Below are 15,645 nucleotides of genomic sequence, written 5' to 3' on the forward strand. Positions count from 1 at the left end.
TTGCCGATTACCTGGAGTGTCACATGCCGGCCATCGTGCTGATCGGCGCCCAATGGGGCGACGAGGGCAAGGGCAAGGCCACCGATTTGCTCGGCGACCGTGTCCAGTGGGTCGTCCGTTATCAGGGCGGCAACAACGCGGGGCACACCGTCGTGCTCCCCAACGGGGACAACTTCGCCCTGCACCTGATCCCGTCGGGGATCCTCACGCCGGGGGTCACCAACGTGATCGGCAACGGCGTGGTGGTCGACCCTGCCGTGCTGCTCGACGAGCTGGACGGGCTGGAGAAGCGCGGTGTCGACACCGGCAGACTCCTGATCTCGGCGGACGCGCACCTGATCATGCCGTACCACGTGGCGATCGATAAGGTCACCGAGCGTTACCTCGGCAGCCGCAAGATCGGCACCACCGGCCGCGGCATCGGGCCCTGCTACCAGGACAAGGTGGCGCGGGTCGGGGTGCGCGTGCAGGACCTGCTGGACGAGAAGATCTTCCGGCAGAAGGTCGAGGCCGCGCTGGAGTTCAAGAACCAGGTGCTGGTCAAGGTCTACAACCGCAAGGCGCTGGACGCCGAGCAGGTCGCGGACGAGGTGCTGGCGGCGGGCGAGAAGTTCGCGCACCGCATCGCCGACACCCGGCTGCAGCTCAACAAGGCGCTCGAGCGCGGGGAGACCGTGCTGCTCGAAGGGTCACAGGGCACGCTGCTCGACGTCGACCACGGAACGTATCCGTTCGTCACGTCGTCGAACCCGACTTCCGGCGGGGCCAGCGCGGGCTCGGGCATCGGGCCGGGCCGGATCACCACGGTGCTCGGCATCCTGAAGGCGTACACCACCCGCGTCGGCTCGGGCCCGTTCCCGAGCGAGCTGCACGACGAGATGGGCGAGCACCTGCGCAAGGCGGGCGGCGAGTTCGGTGTCACCACCGGGCGCTCGCGGCGCACCGGCTGGTTCGACGCGGTGATCGCCCGCTACGCGGCGCGCGTCAACGGGATCACCGACTACTTCCTGACCAAGCTCGACGTGCTCTCGGGCCTGGACCGGGTGCCGATCTGCGTCGGGTACGAGGTGGACGGGTTCCGCACCGAGGACATGCCGATGACGCAGACCGACGTGCACCACGCCGTGCCGATCTACGAGGAGCTCCCCGGCTGGTGGGAGGACATCTCGGAGTGCCGCACGTTCGAGGAGCTGCCCGCCAACGCGCGCGCTTACGTGGAGCGCCTGGAGGAACTCTCGGGCGCCCGCATGTCGGCGATCGGCGTCGGGCCGGGGCGCGACCAGACAATCGTCCGCCACGAGTTCGCCTAAAAGTGTTTCAAATATGGTTTGCGTGGCGGTGCCGGTAGGGGAACCTGAGGACGTCCCTGGCTGTGGGATCGCCTCCTCACGAATGCCCACCCGCCAGCCCGACCACCACCCCAGGTGGACGCGCTCCGCGCGACCGCGCCTTCTCCTCGTCGGCGCTGTCCTCGCCAGGAACCCCCTCCCGTCACCCACCACCACCCTCAACGGACGCTTCGCGCCTCCGCTATTCAAACCCCCGGCGGTGCAAGGTGACGGCCCACAGCAAGCGGCTCCGCCACTTGGGAACAAAAACTTAGGTCAGTGAGGTACTGACGGGCGTCGAGTTGCGGAAGAGGTCGAGTACCGGGCAGTGCTCGTCGACCTGGCGCTTGAGTTCCGCGTAGCGTTCGGCGCCCGCGGGGCCGGTGAGCTCCACGTCCACCCGCACACCGGTGAAGCCGGGGCGGGTGTCGGAGAACCCGAAGAACCCGTGCAGGTCGAGGTCTCCGTTCACCGTCACCTTGATCGCATCGAGCGGGACGCCGAGCTTCGCGGCCCAGAACTGGTACGTGATCACCTGGCACGAGCCGAGCGAGGCGAGCGCGTACTCGACGGGGTTCGCGGCCACGTCGGTGCCGCCGAGCGCGCCCGGTTCGTCCACCGTGAACGAGTGCTCGCGGACGTTGACCTCGACCACGGTCGCGGTGCCGGACCGCAGCTCGTGCCCGACGCTGAAAGACACCGCGGCGTTGGCGGGGTCGACCGCGACGGCCGCGCGGGTCCCTTCGATGACGTCGTTCAGAGACATTCCCGGCGCTCCTCGTGCTCGGCGACTCGACGCGTCCACAGTGGCCACCGCGGCGCGCCACACGCGAGTCCTCCCAGAACGTGGGAGCGGAAATGCGGGCCACGCGCGCCGGGTTGGCGTGATCATGACCATCGGGGTAGCGCTCACGGTTCCGGACACCACCAACTACGTGGACTCGTCGGTCGAGCTGGCGCGGAAGGCGGCCGACGCGGGCCTCCGGTCCGCCTGGTTCGGGCAGCGGCTCGACTACGACTCGGCCGGGCTGGCCGCGATCGTCGGGCGGGAGGTGCCGGGGCTGCACGTCGGCACCTCCGCGATCCCGATCTTCGGCCGCCATCCGCTGCTCGTCTCCTCGCAGGCGCAGACGACGCAGGCCGCCACGCACGGCCGCTACCACCTCGGGCTCGCGCTCGGCGCCCGGTTCATCGTCGAGAACTCCTTCGGGCTTCCGTTCGAGCGGCCCATCAAACGGTTGCGCGAGTTCCTGACCGCGCTGCGCCCGCTCCTCGACGAGGGCGCCGCCGACTTCCGGGGCGAACTGCTCACCGCCGCGCCGAACCTGCCCGCGAAGGTGCCCGGTGCGGAGCCGCGGGTGCCGGTGCTCGTGGCCGCGATGGGCCCACAGGCGTTGCGCGTGACAGGGGAGCTCGCCGACGGGACGCTGCCGTACCTCGCCGGGCCGCGCACGCTCGGCGAGCAGATCGTGCCTGCGATCACCGAAGCCGCCGAGAAGGCCGGGCGCCCGGCGCCACGGATCGTCGCCTTCGTGCCCGGTGTGGTGACCTCCGACGTCGAAGCGGTGCGCGAGAAAGCCGTGTCGAACATGGCTTTCTACGAGCAGGTGCCCTCGTATCAGCGGGTGATCGCCGCCGAGGGCGCGACCCGCGCCGGTGAACTCGCCGCGATCGGCGACGAGAAGACCCTCGCCGACACCGTCCGGCGCTACTACGACGCCGGCGCGACCGAGGTGATCGTCTCGACGACCGAAATCAACGGCCCCGAGGACCAGCAACGATCCTTCGAACTGCTCGGCTCACTCTGAATCGTCTGAATAGAAAGCCTTGACCCCGGCCAGCACCGCGGCACGAAGGTCGTCGATCGGCGCGTCGGCGTAGATGATCACGGGGTCGCTCAGCATCGCGATCGCCTGCGCGGCCTGGACTTTCGTCGCGAAGTCCGGGCCGGGCCCGGCGACCAGCCGGTTCGCCTCCAGCATCAGCCGCGCGTACCGTCGCGCGACCGACTCCTGCGCCATCATCGCCAGGTCCTGCAACACGTTGTTGTGCAACAGATGCCGGTGCTTGAGGTGCGCCTCGAGCAGCCCCTCGATCGCGCCCCACCTGTCCTCGGCCACCCCCACCGCCGCCTCCAGGTCGGCCAGGAAGGGCTCGGCGAGCGCGAGCAGGATGTCCACCTTCGCCGGGAAGTGGTACAGCACGGCCGTTTTCGTCAGGCCGAGCCGCTCGGCGATCTGGCGCACCGACGTGTGCTGGTAACCCTGCTCGGCGAACAGCCGCTGCGCGGTGTCCAGGATCCTCGCCCGAGTGTTCAGCATTCTCTCAGCTTACCGTTGCCTGACCACTGGTCAGTCGACTACCTTCGAAATTGCCTGACCGACGGTCAGTAAACAAGGAGGGGCACATGAGAATTTTGATCTCCGGGGCGAGTATCGCGGGACCTTCGCTGGCGTACTGGCTGGCCCGCCAGGGCACGGAGGTGACGCTGGTGGAGCGCGCCGCCGGGCGGCGACTCGGCGGCGCACCGATCGACATCCGGGCGGAAGCCGTTGAACTGACAGCGAAAATGGGCCTGCTCGATGCCGTCGAAGCGGTGCGGGGGAACACGCGGGGCATCGTGTTCGTCGACGCCGACGGCGCCGAGGCGCAGACGATCCCGAACACCGACGACCACGACATCGAGCTGTATCGCGGCGAACTCGTGCGCATTCTGACCGACGCCACGAAGGACGAGGTCGAATACATTTACGGTGACGGCGTCACCGCGCTGCACGACGACGGCGCCGGGGTGGACGTCGAATTCGCCCGCGGCGCGCCGCGCAGGTTCGACCTCGTCTTCGGGGCCGACGGTCTGCACTCACAGGTCCGCCGCCTGACCTTCGGACCGGAGCAGGAGTTCCTCCGGCACGTGGGGGTGTATGTCGCGATCTTCCCCTGCGACCCTGCGCTCGGGAAACCGGACTGGGGGCTGATGCGGCAGACCCCGGGCCGGCTGGTCGGCGTGTACAGCTTCCGCGGCACCGGGAAGGCGGCGTTCATGTTCCGCGCCCCGCGGCTCGACTACGACTACCGCGATATCGGCCGGCAGAAGAACCTGCTCCGCGAAACGTTCGCCGACCACGGCTGGATCGTGCCGCAGCTGCTCGACGGCGCGCTCGACACCGAGGACTTCTACTTCGACTCGGTCAGCCAGGTCGACCTGCCGAGCTGGTCGCGGGGCCGGATCGCGCTGATCGGGGACGCCGCCGCCTGCCCGTCGCCGTTGACGGGCATGGGCACGAGCGCGGCCATGCTGGGCGCGGCCGCGCTCGCCGAAGCTCTGGCCGAGCACACCGACCACGAAACCGCTTTCGCCGAGTACGAAAGGAAGTTCCGGCCCCGCGCCGACGAGATCCAGAGCATGGTCTCGACCGGGGTGGAGATGCTCGTCCCGCTCAGGCCAGTCGCGACGTGAGGGTGTCCGACAGCGCCAGCTCTTCGAGATCCAGCTCCCGCAACACCTTCCGGAGCACGTCGTCGTCGAGCTCGCCTTCGTCGCGGCAGGCGAGTACGGCTTCTCGTTGCGCCAGCAGGAGTTCCCGGCGCGCCTGTACGAAAGCGGCGTGCGGGCTGGACTCCCGTTCGTCCGCGGAGAGCGAGATCGCCGCTATCGCACCGCGGTAGCGCGTCTCGACCAGACCGCGCAGCCGGGAGGTCAGCCGTTCCGCGCGCTCGGGCGTGATGTCCACTTTGGACAGCAGATCGGGCATCATCGTGTCCAGTTTCGCGAGCGCGGCCTCCATCGCCGCCTCGCGGGCGTGCATCTCCTCGGCCGCGTCGCGCTCGGCCTCGGCGTCGCTGCTGACACCCAGCTTGCGGATGAGCACGGGCAGGGTGAGGCCCTGAATCAGCAGGGTGCCGACAGCGACGACGAAGGCGAACAGCTGGATCTCCTCGCGGCCGGGGAACGGCGACCCGTCGTGGGTCACCAACGGCACACCGGTGGCCGCCGCCAGTGTCACCACGCCGCGCATCCCGGTCCACGACAGGACAGTGAAGTACCGCCATGGAATCTTCGTGCGTTCCTTGCCGAACAGCCGCATCGCCCGCGGCGCGATCCCGGACAGGAACACGTACGGGATCCGGATCGCGATCGTCACCACGAGCACGATCAGCGCGGACACGACGAGCGTGCCGTTGTCGGCGGCGGCCTTGTCGGTGTCCTCCAGCACGAACGGCAGCTGCAGGCCCATCAGCGCGAACACCAGTGTTTCCAGCAAAACGTCGAAGGAGGCCCAGATCGTCGAATCCTGCACGCGGGTCGCCGAGCCCGCGTGCAGCGACTGGTTGCCGAGGTACAAACCCGCCGCGACCACGGCGAGCACCCCGGAACCGCTGAAGTCCTCGGACAGCGGGTGCAGGTGCTCGGCGATCACGTACACCGCGAACGGCACGATGATCCCGAACGCCGACTCCATCAGCGGATCGTCGAGCCGCCGCCGGATCGCCCCGACGATGACCCCGGCGAGCAGTCCGACGGCGATCCCGAGCACCGCGGCCACGAGGAAGATCAGGAACCCGTGCCCGATCGAGCCCGCCGTGCCGAGCACGGCCGCGAGCGCGATCTTGTACAGCGTCAGCGCCGCCGCGTCGTTCACGAGGCTTTCGCCGGTGAGCACGGTCATCAGCCGGCGCGGGAGCCCGAGCCTGCGACCGATCGCGACGGCCGTCACCGCGTCGGGCGGCGCCACCACCGCGCCCAGCACGAGCGCGGAGGCCATCGGCAGCTGCGGCAGCAGCAGGTGCACCACGAACCCGACGATCACCGCCGTCACCACCACGAGCACCACGCCGAGCGCGATGATCGGCCGGGACGCCGCCTTGAACTGCGCGAAGGAGCTTTCCAACGCCGTCGAGTAGAGCAGCGGCGGCAGCACCAGTGTCAGGATCAGCTCCGGGTCGATCTCGACCCGCGGGACGCCGGGGATGAACGAAACCGCCAGCGCCACCACCACGATCAGCAGTGGCGCGGACAGGTTGTACCGGCGGGCGAGGGCGGTCAGGCCGAGCGCGGCGGCCAGCACTCCCATCAGGACGAGCAACTCCATGCGGGCAATCTTCGCTCAGCCCAGCGGTTCACACCGCGCGAAGGTCTTCCTCCACCGCCTCCAGCTCGGCCGTCGTGCCCTGCACCTTGGGCCCGGTGAACCACTTCCGAGCCGAGGCCCACCACCAGATCGTGGCCCCGCCGAGCACGACGAGGAACGCGACCGGCGTGTAGTTGAAGGTGCTCACGGTCACCGGCGACACCTGCGGCAGCATGAACAACACGAAGATCAACACGACCCACACCGTGGCGATGATCCCGATCGGCCTGCCCCAGCGGCCGAGGTGCCACGGGCCGCGCTCGAACGCGTCGCCCTTGCGCACGCGCAGGAACACCGGGATCACGTACGCCACATACAGACCGACCGTCGCGATCGACGTGACCGCGGCGTACGCGGTGGCGCTCCACAAGTACGGCAGCGCGAGGATGAACGCGCCCACCGCGCCGAACCACACCGAGTTGGTCGGCGTCCGGGTGCGTTTGTTGATCCGGTGCCACAGCCGGGACCCCGGGATCGCGCCGTCGCGGGCGAAGGCGTAGATCATCCGCGAGTTCGCCGTCACCGATGCCATGCCGCAGAACAGCTGCGCGCCGATCGCGATCAGCAGCAGGAACTTCCCGGTGGTGGCGCCGGCGGCGTCGATGAAGATCTGCGCCGGCGGCACCCCGGTGCTCGAGTTGACCGCGCCGTCGTAGTCCTGGATCGCGAAGGTGATCCCGATCAGCAGGATCCAGCCCGCGACCAGCGAGACGAGGATCGAGTTGATGATGCCGCGCGGGCCGGACCGGTCCGCCTGCCTGGTTTCCTCCGTCATGTGCGCCGACGCGTCGTAGCCCGTGAGCGTGTACTGCGCGACGAGCAGGCCGAGCGCGAACACATACGGCGCCGCGCCCCAGCCGGTCTGGTTCTCGAAATGGCCGAACACGAACGAAGCCGACTGGTGCTTCGCGGGCACGAACACCAGCACCGCGACGATCACCAGCACGCCGATCAGATGCCACCACACGCTGACCCCGTTGAGCACCGACACCAGCCGCACGCCGAAGGTGTTCAGCAGTCCGTGCAACGCGAGGATGATCGCCAGCAGGATGATCGTGTGCCCCGGCGTCGCGGCGAAACCCCATTGCAGGTCAAGGAAAGCGTTGAGGAACAGCGCCGCGCCGAAGTCGATGCCCGCGGTGACCGCGACCTGGCCGATCAGGTTGAACCAGCCGGTGAACCAGGACCAGGCGGCGCCGCCGGACGGCGCGAGTTTCGCGGCCCAGTAGTAGAGCCCGCCCGCGGTGGGATAGCTGGAGCAGACCTCGGCCATGCCGAGGCCGATCAGGATGACGAACACCCCGACCAGCGGCCAGCCCCAGATCATCGCCACCGGGCCGCCGGTCTTGAGGCCGAACCCGTAGAGGGTCAGGCAGCCCGACAGGATCGAGATGATGGTGAACGAGACGGCGAAGTTGGAGAACGCCGACATCGTCCGCCTGAGTTCCTGGGCGTAACCGAGTTGATGAAGCCTCGCACTGTCGTCGTCCACCGGGCTCACCCCAAAGGTCTCCGAACGTTCCATTGCGGAATCGGAGAAACCTAGCCCGGTGGACGAACGCGGGTCAAGCGGCTGTCTCAGTGGTGACCAATTCGGGATCCTCGGCGGGCGCGACCGGCTTCTTCGGCAGGAACAACGCCGGAATCAGGCACAACGCGATCAGCACCAGCGCCCACAGGAACGTGCTCGCGAACGCGTCCGCCGAGGCACCGGCCGCCATCGCGTGCGTCTGCGGGTTCATCAGCGCCACCGTCGCCGTCAGCTGCCCTTGCGACGTCGGGACTCCGAACTTCCCGGCGAGCAGGCTGGCCAGGATGATCGACACCACCGCGGACCCGATGCCGCCCGCCGCCTGCTGGATGATGTTCATCGACGTAGACGCGCGGGCCACCGAACGCTGCGTGAGCGTCTGCAGCGCCGCGGCGCTGATCGGCATCATCGTCATGCCCATGCCGAGCCCCATCACGAACAACCCGGCCAGCAGCACCGGATACGGGGTCTCCGCGCCGACCTGGGTGAACACCGCGAGCCCGGCGAGGATCACCACGATCCCCGGCAGCACGATCTTGCCCGCGCCGATCTTGTCGGCGAGCCTGCCTGCGACCGGCATGGTGAGCATCGCGCCGATGCCCTGCGGCGCCAGCAGCAACCCGGCCTGCAGCGCGGATTCCCCGCGCACCAGCACGAAGTACGTCGGCAGCACGAGCATCGCGCCCATGAACGCCACCATGAAGAAGGTCATGGTGATCATCGCTACCGAGAACGTCCTGTCCTTGAACAGCTTCAGGTCCACCAGCGGATTCGGGATCCGGGTGGCGCGCAGTACGAACGCGACGATCAGCGCCAGCCCCAGCAGCCCGGGCAGCCAGACGCTCAGCGAGCTGACGCCGCCCTCGGCCGGGATCTTGGAGACGCCGAAGATCAGCAGCGCGAGCCCCGGCGAAAGCATCAGCATCCCGGGGAAGTCGAACCGCTCGGCCGCGCGCGGCTCGTCCTTCGGCAGGATCCGCCAGGCCAGCAGGAACGCGATCGCGCCGATCGGCACGTTGATGTAGAAGATCCAGCGCCAGCTCACCGCGTCGACCAGCCAGCCGCCGAGGATCGGGCCGCCGATGGGGCCGAGCAGCATCGGCACGCCCAGCACGGCCATCACCCTGCCGACCCGGTGCGGGCCCGCCGCCCTGGTCATGATCGTCATGCCGGCCGGCATCAGCATCCCGCCGCCGAGGCCCTGCAGCACCCGGAAGGCGATCAGCGACTCGATGTTCCACGCCATCCCGGCGAGCACCGAACCGAGCAGGAAAAGCCCGATGGACAACAGGTACGGCCGTTTGGTGCCGAAGCGGTCACACGCCCAGCCGGTGACCGGGATGACCGTGGCGAGCGCGAGCAGATAGCCCGTCACGACCCATTGGATCGTGTCGAGCGAGGTCTGGAACTGCAGCGTCAGCGCCTGCAGCGCGACGTTCACGACCGTGGTGTCCAGGATCGCCATGACGGCGCCGAGGACGACCACGCCCGCGACCTTCAGCACGGCGGAATCGAGTTTGCCGGAATCCGCCGGTCTGGCTTCGGCTGTAGTCATGAGGTCCGTTTCTCGCTGGAAGATGGGCAGACGGCAGCCGAAGAAGCACTGCTGCCCCCGCGAGAACCCCCTCGACCTGTCCCGAGATTAGCGAAACGGAAAAACCCGGCGCCACCTTTTTTCGCTTTCGGCAAATATGGTCACGAACCGCTCACCGACAGCAACGCCGTGTCCGGCTGATCGGCGAAGAAGCCGTCGATACCTGTTGCCAGGAAAGCGGATTCCTCCGCGAAAATGTTTCCGTACCGCGTCTTGTCGGCGGACGAACGCAGGTTCGCCGGCAGGAAGTTGTTCTCGTTGCGGAAGGTGTACGGCGCCACCTTCAGCCCGGCCTGATGGGCGTCGCGCACCAGCGAGGTCGGTGCGGTCAGGTTGCCGGCGGCGTCGAGCGGGATGATCTGCGACTTGTCCGGGCCGAGGTAGTCGGCGTAGGTGGCGACCTCCTTGAGTCCGGCCGGGGTGACCAGATCCGCGTAGGTTCGCTTGTCCCCCTTGGCAACGAAGTCCGCGGGGGCGCCGGCGGCCGACGTCAGCTGCAGCAGCGGGACACGCACCTGCTTGCTCAGCGCCTGCAGGTTCGAAACCTCGAAGGACTGGATGACCACGGGCGCGTCCTTCTTGTTCAACCCGTTGCGGTTCAGGATGTCCACGAGCTTCTCCTCGGTCGGATTGCCGATCGAGGAGAAGTAGGTGGAATGCTTGACCTCGGGGTACGTGCCCAGCGTCCGGTGCAGCTCGCGGCCGAGGCGCTGGGTCAGGTCCAGCACCTCCTGATAGGTCGGGATCTGCCACAGTCCGTTGTAGATCGTGTTGTTCGGCCGCACGTCCGGGATGCGCTCGGTCGCCCGCAGCGTCTTCAGCTCGGCGAGGGTGAAGTCCTCGGTGAACCAGCCCGTCATGCTCACGCCGTCGATGACCTTGGTGGTCTTGCGCGAGGCGAACTCCGGGTGCCGCGCGACGTCCGTGGTGCCGCCGATCTCCGGCTCGTGCCGGGCGACGAGCTGCCCGTCCTTGGTGGGCACCAGGTCGACGTCCACCCAGTTCACGCCCTGGCGGAAGGCCAGCTCGTACGACGCGAGCGTGTGCTCCGGCCGGTAGCCGGGCGCGCCGCGATGCCCGACGACCACCGGGCCGTCGTCGGCGGGCCTGCTGTCCTCGGCCGCCGTCGAGGAACCGGCCACGCCGAGCAGGCTGAGCCCGGACAACAGCGCCACCACCCATCGTTTCCGCATGCTCGACCAACCTCCGCATAGGGGATCTTCGGGACGTCGGGGGCCACTCTCACCGCCGCGCACTACCGGCGCCAGTCGGGCGCCCGACGCCCCGGCGACCGGCAGGTGAACGGAACGTGCTGTTCAGGGCCGTCTAGGGTTAGGCCCTGTGCGAGTTCTCGTTATCGGGTCCGGTGCCCGTGAACATGCCCTTGTCCTCGCCGCCGCTCACGATCCGGCGGTGACCGCGATCGCGTGCGCCCCCGGCAACGCGGGCACCGCGGCCGTCGCCGAGCAGCTCGGCGTCGACGTGGCGAATCCGGCCGCCGTGGTCGAGGTGGCCACCGGCTGGAAGGCCGATCTCGTCGTGATCGGGCCGGAGGTGCCGCTCGTCGCGGGCGCCGCCGACGCGGTGCGGAAGGCCGGTATCGCCTGCTTCGGCCCGTCCGCGGCCGCGGCCAGGATCGAGGGCTCGAAAGCTTTCGCCAAGGACGTGATGGCGGCCGCGAAGGTGGCCACGGCGCACAGCGAGATCGTCGACAACCCCGCCCACCTCGACGCGGCGCTGAGCCGCTTCGGCCCCACCTGGGTGGTCAAGGACGACGGGCTCGCCGCCGGCAAGGGCGTCGTCGTGACCACCGACTACGACCAGGCGCGGGCGCACGCGATGACGCTGCTCGACGGTGGCCACCCGGTCCTCCTGGAGTCCTTTTTGGACGGTCCGGAGGTCTCGCTGTTCTGCCTCGTGGACGGCCGCACCGTGGTGCCGCTGCTGCCGGCGCAGGACTTCAAGCGTGTCGGCGACGGGGACGCGGGCCCGAACACCGGCGGCATGGGCGCGTACGCGCCGCTGCCGTGGGCGCCCGATGGCCTGGTCGAGCAGATCGTCGCCGAGATCGTGCAGCCGGTGGTCGACGAGCTCGCCGCGCGCGAGACCCCGTTCTCCGGCCTGCTCTACGCCGGGCTGGTGCTGACCTCCGAAGGCTCGCAGGTCATCGAGTTCAACTGCCGCTTCGGCGACCCGGAAACGCAGGTGGTGCTGGCGCTGCTGGAGACACCGCTGGCCGGGCTGCTCAACGCCGTCGCCACGGGCACCCTCGCCGAACAGCCGCCGCTGCGCTGGCACAACGGCGCGGCGGTCACCGTGGTCATCGCGGCCGACGGCTACCCGGGCGTCCCCCGCGCCGGGGACGTCATCACCGGCGGCGAGGCCGAGGGCGTGCTGCACGCCGGCACCCGCCGCCGTGACGACGGTGCCGTGGTCGCGCACGGCGGCCGGGTGCTGTCCGTCGTGGGCGCGGGGCCGGATCTCCGCGCCGCCCGCGAGGAGGCGTACGCGCGGGTCGCGAAGGTGCACCTCGCCGGTTCGCACCACCGCACGGACATCGGGCTGCGCGCGGCCGAGGGCGAAGTCACCGTCCCGGCTCGGCGGAACTGAACCCCCGTTGACGCTCGCGTTGGTAGCCTTTCCCCGGGAACCGGTTGGCTACCGTCGGTAACGTGAGGTGGGTCCGGCAATGGCAGAGAACACCGTCAGCGCGCTGAGCACGGCCGTGCCCGCGGTCCCCGGACTGCTGGACATCAAGGTCGAACCCGAACACCTGCTGCAGGTCGCCAAGATCGTGAACGACGAGGCGGACGCACTCGACGACCGCACCCGGCAGCTGCTCGTCGAGCTGAACATCGACGCGCCGGCGACGGACGTGGTCAGCTCCACGGCGTCCGACGCGTGGAACAGGCTGGTCGCCCGCGGCGACGGTTCCTACGCGCACCGGGTGCAGAACTACATCAGGGGCCTGCGGCAGCTGTCCCGCCAGCTTCGCGAGGCGGCGCAGCACTACCAGGCGGGCGAGGACGAGAAGATCGCGGCGTTCGGGGACCGCGATGGCAGCCAAGGCTGAGGCCGCCGCGGCTGGCCTGCTCGCGATGATCACCCTCGGTGGCTGCACGACGAGCGTGGCCGGGGTGGCCGACCCGCCGTCGTCCGCTTCCGCCGTGCCGCGATTGGCCGCGCGCACGAAGGACCTTTCGCTGCAAGGGGTTGACCCGTGCACGCTGCTCACCGCGCCCCAGCTGACCGAGCTGAAGGAGAACGGCGCGCCGCGGCAGGCTCCCCAGCGCGACGGGCCCACCTGCGCGTTCGACGTGGACGCCACGGCGCCCTCGTACACCTACTACCTGGAGACGGTCACGACAGCCGACATCGAGGACTGGCTGTCCGGCGGTCACCACAAGACGAGCATGACCCAGCAGCCGGTGTCCGTGCCCGGATTCCCGGCGCTGGTGAACTTCGCGCCCAGCAACGGGATCCAGGACTGCGAGGCGCTCGTCGGGGTCGCGCCGGGGCAGACGCTGCGCGCCGAAACCGCCCCGGACGACAGTTCGTTCAGTCAGCAGCAGCTCTGCGACATGGCCACGAACGTGGCGAAAATGGCCGTCCAGACCTTGGAGACGTTGCGGTGACCACCTTCGACAGCAGCCAATACGACATCCCGACGCTGATCGCCAAACTGCGGGACCAGCGCTTCGACGGCTACGACGCCGAAAGCCTCGCCCGCGAGGTCGAGAAGTTCCGCGGCGGTGGCGGCACGGCGAGCATGGGCGACGCGGTGGACGCGCTGAAGCAGATCGCGGGCGCGCTGTCGCACACCGACACCACGTTGCGGGACCAGCTGAAGGCGCTCGGCGTCACGTGGGAGAGCAAGGCCGGCGGGCAGGCCAGCGCGGTACTCGCCGATCAGGCCGGATTTTCCAGTGATGCCAACACGAAGGTCGCGCAGGCGGCGCAGCTGATCTTCGAGCAGGGCGAGGCGTTCAGCCGTACCAAGAACAAGCTGCCGGACCCGGACGCGCTGCGCCAGGGCGGCGGCACGTACTCGGCCACGGATTCGCTGTTCAGCCTGTTCGGGTTCGAGACCGACCACGCGAAGGCGGTGCGCGGCAGTATCGAGGCGCAGGCGCAGGCCATCGACGCGCTCAACGACTACGCGCACGACACCGGCGACTACCTGTCTTCGTCGCAGCCGGTGGGCGAACCACAGTCGATGGAGACCTTCGCTTCGCCGGGCGCGGCCGCGCAATCCGTTGGCACGCCGTCGATCCAGCCCGTGCCGCCGGTCTCTTCGGTGCCGGACACGTCGCCGACGGTCGCGGCGGGTGCGAAGGACGCACCGGTGGCGCACTCCACGCCGGTCGTCCACCAGGCCCCGGTGTCCTCCGCCCCGGCGGCGAGCGCGCCGACCCCGGCGATGGGGATCGTCGCGCCGTCGAGCGGTTCCTCGGCGACAGCGCCACAGTCCACGGCGCCGAGTTCCACGAACGTCACCCCGGTCACGGCCCCGATCAGCGGGACGTCCGGCGGGCAGAAGCCCGGCGCGACAGGGGAAACGCAGCGGCCAGGCGGAATTCCCCAGGGCAGCGGGGCCACTCAGGTCGGCCCGGGCGGCAGCACGCTGACGCCCGGCGGCCCGGTCACCGGCGGCCCGGTCACCGGTGGCGCGCCCGGGGGTGCGCCCGCCGGCGACAGGTCGGCATCGGCCTGGGGTAAACCCGGTGCGGTGGAAGGAAAGCCGGGTGGCAGCGGGGAATCCTCCGCGCTGGGCAAGGGAAAGGTGTTCGGTTCGTCGCCGATCAGCTCCTCGTCGACGAACGTCGGCCCCGGCCTGACCAACGTCCGCGCGGCCGGTGTCGGCAGCGTCGCCGAGGGCGCCCCGGCGATCGGTGCCGCTGGCGCGGGCGGCGCGACCAGCGGCGAGAACGAGCGGCCCGGCCGTGGGTTCGGCAAGAACACCGACGCCGGCAAGCGGGTGCACAAACTGCCGGTCGGCGACCTGCCGGAGGAGGAAGAGGCCCAGCTCGCGAAGAAGGCGGCCCCGGAGCCGCCGAGCCGCGAGCGCACCAGGTCGATCCTCGAACCGGCCGCCACGCAGGACGGCGAGGAGGACGGTGAGCACATCCGCCGGTTCGGCGTGGACGACCGGGACCTGTTCACCGACCAGCGGGGCGTCTCGCCGGACGTGATCGGTGAGCGCGCGGTGCCGGACGACCGCCCGTGACCACCAAACTGTCCACTTTGGAATTCGATGTGCTGTGGGAGTCCGCGAAACTCCCGCCGCCCCATCCGGCGCTGCGCGTGCTCAGCCCCGGCCGCACCCACACCGAGCGGCGCGAGCTGGTCGGCAAGGCGTGGAAATCGCTCGGCGCGCGCGGGCTCGCCCGCGGGGACAGGGCCTCCGGTGAGCTGGTCGACCAGCTCAACCTGCTGGCCAACCCCAAGGTGAGCATCGACGTCTGGGTGTGGAGCGACCGCGAGATCAAGGGGCTGGCCGTGAGCACGGGCAGCCAGGCGCTGCTCGGCGTGGTCGATCGCGGCGAAGTGTGGCTGATCCCGGCGCGGGACACGTCGCTGCCGCAGTCCGCGGTTTCGGTCGCCGGGGAGCTGGCGCCCGGGGTCGGCCATTCGGTGAGCCTGCCGCACGGCCTGCTGCGCACGGCTGACTCCGAGGCCAAGGGCGATCCGAAAGCGCTGGTCACGGCATTGGAGGACAAGGGCGTCGAACTGTGGCAGGCGCAGGAGCTGGCCGGGATGATGGTCGGCGTGCTCGCGCGTGGCCAGTTCGGGGTGGAACGCCTCGGCCGCGACGGCGCGATGCACCGGGCGGGCCGGGTGATCGCCTTCCACGACACCGACGCCGGGCGGTACCTCGTCCAGCTCGGCGGGGGCGGTGACGGGCAGGACTGGCTGACCGTCGCGCCCGCGGACAACAACCTGCTCGCGACGCGGGTGTGGGAATTGCTGGAAGAGGTGTGAGCACCCGTTTCCGGTGCTAGAAAGAGTCCGGAACCGGTGCTCCCGCGGGAGCGTCCGAGCTGAGAGAAGCAGCCGCGCGAA

General features: G+C 69.6%; 14 protein-coding genes. 8 read left to right on the forward strand and 6 right to left on the reverse strand.

What is annotated here, in order from left to right; genetic code table 11:
• The first annotated feature begins 23 nt into the window (after positions 1-23).
• On the forward strand, positions 24-1,310 hold the full coding sequence (locus FPZ12_RS14960) for an adenylosuccinate synthase (protein ID WP_144747152.1): 1,287 nt from the start codon (positions 24-26) through the stop codon (positions 1,308-1,310).
• Between the two features lie 289 nt (positions 1,311-1,599).
• Here FPZ12_RS14960 and FPZ12_RS14965 read toward each other — a convergent pair whose 3' ends face one another.
• Positions 1,600-2,094 (reverse strand): OsmC family protein, encoded by a 495-nt coding sequence (locus FPZ12_RS14965; protein WP_144747151.1) that lies wholly within the window; start codon positions 2,092-2,094, stop codon positions 1,600-1,602.
• Between the two features lie 124 nt (positions 2,095-2,218).
• Between FPZ12_RS14965 and FPZ12_RS14970 the strand changes: the two genes are divergently transcribed.
• Positions 2,219-3,136, forward strand: coding sequence for an LLM class F420-dependent oxidoreductase (locus FPZ12_RS14970; protein WP_144747150.1), 918 nt, complete (start codon positions 2,219-2,221; stop codon positions 3,134-3,136).
• Here the strand turns inward: FPZ12_RS14970 and FPZ12_RS14975 are convergent.
• A complete protein-coding gene (locus FPZ12_RS14975) occupies positions 3,128-3,649 on the reverse strand; it encodes a TetR/AcrR family transcriptional regulator (RefSeq protein WP_144747149.1) in 522 nt (173 codons plus the stop codon). The genes FPZ12_RS14970 and FPZ12_RS14975 overlap by 9 nt on opposite strands.
• An 86-nt stretch (positions 3,650-3,735) precedes the next feature.
• On the opposite strand from FPZ12_RS14975, the gene FPZ12_RS14980 reads away from it, so the two are divergent.
• Complete coding sequence (locus FPZ12_RS14980) at positions 3,736-4,785, forward strand: FAD-dependent monooxygenase (RefSeq protein WP_144747148.1); 1,050 nt, start codon at positions 3,736-3,738, stop codon at positions 4,783-4,785.
• Here FPZ12_RS14980 and FPZ12_RS14985 read toward each other — a convergent pair.
• From FPZ12_RS14985 to FPZ12_RS15000, 4 genes are all read right to left on the reverse strand, one after another.
• On the reverse strand, positions 4,766-6,418 hold the full coding sequence (locus tag FPZ12_RS14985; protein ID WP_144747147.1) for a Na+/H+ antiporter: 1,653 nt from the start codon (positions 6,416-6,418) through the stop codon (positions 4,766-4,768). The two genes, FPZ12_RS14980 and FPZ12_RS14985, sit on opposite strands and share 20 nt — an antisense overlap.
• A 28-nt stretch (positions 6,419-6,446) precedes the next feature.
• Positions 6,447-7,982, reverse strand: a complete 1,536-nt coding sequence (locus FPZ12_RS14990; protein ID WP_144747146.1) for an amino acid permease — start codon at positions 7,980-7,982, stop codon at positions 6,447-6,449.
• A gap of 40 nt (positions 7,983-8,022) precedes the next feature.
• A complete protein-coding gene (locus FPZ12_RS14995; RefSeq protein WP_144747145.1) occupies positions 8,023-9,543 on the reverse strand; it encodes a DHA2 family efflux MFS transporter permease subunit in 1,521 nt (506 codons plus the stop codon).
• A gap of 140 nt (positions 9,544-9,683) precedes the next feature.
• Positions 9,684-10,775, reverse strand: a complete 1,092-nt coding sequence (locus FPZ12_RS15000; protein WP_144747144.1) for a glycerophosphodiester phosphodiesterase — start codon at positions 10,773-10,775, stop codon at positions 9,684-9,686.
• Positions 10,776-10,923: 148 nt separating this feature from the next.
• Between FPZ12_RS15000 and purD the strand changes: the two genes are divergently transcribed.
• The 5 genes from purD to FPZ12_RS15025 all read left to right on the forward strand — a co-directional run bounded on the left by purD (position 10,924) and on the right by FPZ12_RS15025 (position 15,564).
• Positions 10,924-12,192 (forward strand): phosphoribosylamine--glycine ligase, encoded by a 1,269-nt coding sequence (purD, locus tag FPZ12_RS15005; protein ID WP_144747143.1) that lies wholly within the window; start codon positions 10,924-10,926, stop codon positions 12,190-12,192.
• A 79-nt stretch (positions 12,193-12,271) separates the two neighbouring features.
• Entirely contained in the window at positions 12,272-12,655 is a 384-nt protein-coding gene (locus tag FPZ12_RS15010) for a WXG100 family type VII secretion target (protein WP_144747142.1), read from the forward strand.
• Positions 12,639-13,217 carry a DUF3558 domain-containing protein gene (locus tag FPZ12_RS15015; protein ID WP_144747141.1) on the forward strand — a complete coding sequence of 193 codons (579 nt, stop codon included), beginning with the start codon at positions 12,639-12,641 and terminating at the stop codon, positions 13,215-13,217. The genes FPZ12_RS15010 and FPZ12_RS15015 overlap by 17 nt, the downstream gene beginning before the upstream one ends.
• Positions 13,214-14,809, forward strand: a complete 1,596-nt coding sequence (locus tag FPZ12_RS15020) for a hypothetical protein (protein ID WP_144747140.1) — start codon at positions 13,214-13,216, stop codon at positions 14,807-14,809. Before FPZ12_RS15015 ends, FPZ12_RS15020 begins: the two co-directional genes overlap by 4 nt.
• Positions 14,806-15,564 (forward strand): ESX secretion-associated protein EspG, encoded by a 759-nt coding sequence (locus FPZ12_RS15025; RefSeq protein ID WP_144747139.1) that lies wholly within the window; start codon positions 14,806-14,808, stop codon positions 15,562-15,564. The genes FPZ12_RS15020 and FPZ12_RS15025 overlap by 4 nt, the downstream gene beginning before the upstream one ends.
• Positions 15,565-15,645: the final 81 nt, after the last annotated feature.

Origin of the sequence: Amycolatopsis acidicola (genome assembly GCF_007713735.2) — a bacterium.
Classification (GTDB): domain Bacteria; phylum Actinomycetota; class Actinomycetes; order Mycobacteriales; family Pseudonocardiaceae; genus Amycolatopsis_E; species Amycolatopsis_E acidicola.

Bases quoted from the DNA above. Each gene is read 5' to 3' on its own strand.
- FPZ12_RS15000 (WP_144747144.1), bottom strand. From the start codon at position 10,775: ATGCGGAAACGATGGGTGGTGGCGCTGTTGTCCGGGCTCAGCCTGCTC.
- FPZ12_RS14965 (WP_144747151.1), bottom strand. From the start codon at position 2,094: ATGTCTCTGAACGACGTCATCGAAGGGACCCGCGCGGCCGTCGCGGTC.
- FPZ12_RS14975 (WP_144747149.1), bottom strand. From the start codon at position 3,649: ATGCTGAACACTCGGGCGAGGATCCTGGACACCGCGCAGCGGCTGTTC.
- FPZ12_RS14995 (WP_144747145.1), bottom strand. From the start codon at position 9,543: ATGACTACAGCCGAAGCCAGACCGGCGGATTCCGGCAAACTCGATTCC.
- FPZ12_RS15015 (WP_144747141.1), top strand. From the start codon at position 12,639: ATGGCAGCCAAGGCTGAGGCCGCCGCGGCTGGCCTGCTCGCGATGATC.
- FPZ12_RS14970 (WP_144747150.1), top strand. From the start codon at position 2,219: ATGACCATCGGGGTAGCGCTCACGGTTCCGGACACCACCAACTACGTG.
- FPZ12_RS14980 (WP_144747148.1), top strand. From the start codon at position 3,736: ATGAGAATTTTGATCTCCGGGGCGAGTATCGCGGGACCTTCGCTGGCG.
- FPZ12_RS15010 (WP_144747142.1), top strand. From the start codon at position 12,272: ATGGCAGAGAACACCGTCAGCGCGCTGAGCACGGCCGTGCCCGCGGTC.
- FPZ12_RS14960 (WP_144747152.1), top strand. From the start codon at position 24: ATGCCGGCCATCGTGCTGATCGGCGCCCAATGGGGCGACGAGGGCAAG.
- FPZ12_RS14990 (WP_144747146.1), bottom strand. From the start codon at position 7,982: ATGGAACGTTCGGAGACCTTTGGGGTGAGCCCGGTGGACGACGACAGT.
- FPZ12_RS14985 (WP_144747147.1), bottom strand. From the start codon at position 6,418: ATGGAGTTGCTCGTCCTGATGGGAGTGCTGGCCGCCGCGCTCGGCCTG.